The organism is Agromyces sp. P1_H4 (assembly GCF_056405255.1).
Genome location: NZ_JBFUCL010000407.1, coordinates 1 through 2,993 on the forward strand (window position 1 = coordinate 1; position 2,993 = coordinate 2,993).

Here is a 2,993-nt window from a genome sequence, read left to right on the forward strand (position 1 = left end):
GTTCGCGACCACTCGATGGGATGCCGGCGGGCGACAAGGCGGGCGAAGTACCGGCGCCGCCCCGCATCGACCTCCTGCCTGGCCGGCCGTCCACCGCGCGCATCGACACCAAGGCGTGGCGCGCGGCCTGGCGGCATGCGGCCGGGCTGGACATCCCGTCCGAGTCGCCGCCGCCGTTCGGCGTCCCACGCCTGCGCGCCGAGATCGCCGACCACCTCCGCCTCGCCCGCGGGGTCGCCTGCGCACCCGAGGACGTGGTCGTCACGGCCGGCACCGCCGAGGCGCTCGCGCTCGTGGCATCCGCTCTCGCCGAGCTCATCGGAACCACTCCCGAGGTGGCGGTCGAGCATCCGGGCTACCCCTCGGCGCGCCGCACCCTCGAACGACGCGGCGCCCGCACCACGCCCGTGCCGGTCGACGGCGACGGGATCGACGTGGAGGCGCTGTGCCGGATGCCGCGACCGCCGCACGCCGTCATGGTGACGCCGAGCCACCAGKACCCCCTCGGCGGACGGCTGCCGGTGGCGGCTCGGCTCGAGCTGCTCGGCTGGGCGCGCGCGGCGGGAGCCGTGGTGATCGAGGACGACTACGACAGCGAGTTCCGCCACCTCGGGCCGCCGCTGCCGGCGCTCGCCTCGCTCGACGACGAGCACGTGGTGCTGGTCGGCAGCTTCTCGAAGGTGCTCACGCCCTGGCTGCGGCTGGGCTACCTCGTGCTGCCCGCGAATCCGGCCCTGCGTGCGGCCATCGCGATGATCCGCGCCGACGAGCCGTCGCCGGTGCCGGGCACGGCACAGGATGCAGCGGCGGCCCTCCTCGCGAGCGGCGCGGTGCGACGGCACATCGCGGTGACCCGCCGGGAGTACGCGCATCGGCGCCGGCTCGTGCTCGACGTGCTCGACGGGATGCCGGGCGCGCCGCTCTCGGGCCTCGACGGCGGGTTGCACGCCGTGCTCGGGCTGCCGGATGCCGCGACGGCGGTGTCCGTCGTCGACCGGCTCGCGGCCGAGGGCGTCGCCGTCGCGAGCCTCGCCGAGTACTCCGCGGTGCAAGGCGACGAGCGCGCCGGGCTCGTGTTCGGCTACGCCGGCCCCAGCGACACGCTCCTCGCCGAGGGGCTGGAGCGGATCCGAGCGGCCGTCGCCGCCGCGACCTGACCCCGGCTGCGAGACGAGTCAGCCGGACTCCGTGAGGATGCAGGGATTGCGCTTCCCCGCGTGATCGCTAGGCTGGCTCGAACGGCGCGCCCGACGGAGGAGCGCCGTTCGGCACGTCGGTCGGGAGGCCCGGTGGGGCGAGGATTCGGCATGGTGGCGGCATCCGCTGCCGTGGCACTGGGCTCGGCGCTGCTGTTGAGCGGATGCGTCGCGGAGCCCGCTCCCGCGCCGGTGACCATCACCGCGACCGCGACGGTCACCGCGACGCCGACCCCCACTCCAGAGCCTGCACCACCGGCCGCCGAGCCCGCGCCGGCGCCCGCGCCCGACCCGGTGCCCAATGCCCCCGCGCCCGTGGTCGAGTGGGGGCCCGCGTACGACACTGGGCCGATCCCCGGGGCCGGCGGCACGCCGGCGCTCGACGGCAACGGGGTGCCCGCCAGCTACGTGGTCGTGTCGGGCGACAGCTTCTTCGACATCGCCCAGCGCTTCGAGCTTCCCCAGCAGCAGTTGCTGCGGATGAACCCGCAGATCCACGACTTCGGCGAGACCGTCTACATCGGTGACGTCATCAACCTCGACTGGACGAAGACCGGCTGACGCCGTCGCCGGGCGGGAGTAGCATCGGCCGCAGATGAAGGCTGGCTGATCGCATGAACGACGTCGTCACGCTCGAGCCGTGGAGCCCGTGGCCGCTGGCCTTCCCCGCCGTCATCGCGTTCGTCGGCGTGCTCGCGTCGCTCGTGGGCACGCGGTTCCATTCGAAGACCATGCGCGAGAGCGGCTACGTGGCGTTCCTCGTCGGCGTGCTCGCGGCGGCGATGATGACGTGGTCGCTGTCGGGCATGTGGGACTCGGGCCGCCGGGCCGACGCGCTCATCGACCTCGGCTACGAGTCGCCGACGTTCAGCGGCAGCCTCAACCTCGCCGGCAGCCGCCTGGCACCGATCGCCTGGCAGGCCGTGCACGACGGCGAGCGGGTGCGGGGCGTGCTGCGCCCGCTCGGCGGCGACCGCTGGGAGGTCGCGGAGCTCGAGCCGCGCTCGGAGTGAGCGACGACCGCCGCCTATGCGAAGAGCGCCTGCCCCACGAACTCGCCCTTCGCGACGCCGCCGGGCACCGCGAAGATCGCCGAGCCGACGTGCTTCAGGTACTCGTTCAGGCCGTCGCCGGCGAGGCGCTGCTGCACCGTGATGAACTGCTCGGGCGAGCGCTGGAACGACAGGAAGAAGAGGCCGGCATCCAGGCGGCCGAGCTCGTCGTTCCCGTCGACGAAGTTGTAGCCGCGGCGCAGCATCCGAGCCCCGCCGTTGGCCGAGTGGTGCGCGAGCCGCACGTGCGCGTTCGTGTCGATGAGCGGCGCGCCGGTGGGCCCCTCGGCCTCGAAGTCGGGCTCTGTGAACTCGGTGCCGCCCGACATCGGCGCGCCCTCGCCCTTCGAGCGGCCGACGAGCTTCTCCTGCTCGCCGAGCTGCACGCGGTCCCAGTTCTCGATGATCATGCGGATGCGGCGGGCGACGAGGTACGAGCCGCCGGCGAGCCAGGCGGGCTCGTCGCCCGGCTGCACCCACACCTGCTCGTCGAGCACGGCGCCGTCCTCGGCCTTCACGTTCGCGGTGCCGTCCTTGAACCCGAACAGGTTGCGGGGCGTCGCCTGCGCGGTCGACGTCGACGAGGTTCGGCCGAAGCCGAGCTGCGACCAGCGCAGGCTCGCCCGGCCGAAGGCGATGCGGCTGAGGTTGCGGATGGCGTGCACGGCGACCTGCGGATCGTCGGCGCACGCCTGGATGCAGAGGTCGCCGCCGCTGCGCTCGGGCTGCAGCGCGTCGCCCTGGA

General features: G+C 74.0%; 4 protein-coding genes. 3 read left to right on the top strand and 1 reads right to left on the bottom strand.

Annotation, left to right across the window (positions count from 1 at the left end; genetic code table 11):
- The 3 genes from pdxR to AC1DY2_RS18000 all read left to right on the top strand — a co-directional run.
- The coding region (gene pdxR, locus AC1DY2_RS17990; RefSeq protein ID WP_476763655.1) for a MocR-like pyridoxine biosynthesis transcription factor PdxR at window positions 1-1,157 on the top strand (1,157 nt) is incomplete at its 5' end.
- A 150-nt stretch (window positions 1,158-1,307) separates the two neighbouring features.
- On the top strand, window positions 1,308-1,757 hold the full coding sequence (locus AC1DY2_RS17995; protein ID WP_476763656.1) for a LysM peptidoglycan-binding domain-containing protein: 450 nt from the start codon (window positions 1,308-1,310) through the stop codon (window positions 1,755-1,757).
- A gap of 53 nt (window positions 1,758-1,810) precedes the next feature.
- Window positions 1,811-2,209 (top strand): hypothetical protein, encoded by a 399-nt coding sequence (locus tag AC1DY2_RS18000; protein ID WP_476763657.1) that lies wholly within the window; start codon window positions 1,811-1,813, stop codon window positions 2,207-2,209.
- A 14-nt stretch (window positions 2,210-2,223) separates the two neighbouring features.
- Here the strand turns inward: AC1DY2_RS18000 and AC1DY2_RS18005 are convergent.
- On the bottom strand, window positions 2,224-2,993 hold a 770-nt coding region (locus AC1DY2_RS18005), incomplete at its 5' end, for a Dyp-type peroxidase (protein ID WP_476763658.1).

What these genes read in the sequence shown, in the direction of transcription:
- AC1DY2_RS18000 (WP_476763657.1), top strand. Translation starts at nt 1,811, where the DNA reads ATGAACGACGTCGTCACGCTCGAGCCGTGGAGCCCGTGGCCGCTGGCC.
- AC1DY2_RS17995 (WP_476763656.1), top strand. Translation starts at nt 1,308, where the DNA reads ATGGTGGCGGCATCCGCTGCCGTGGCACTGGGCTCGGCGCTGCTGTTG.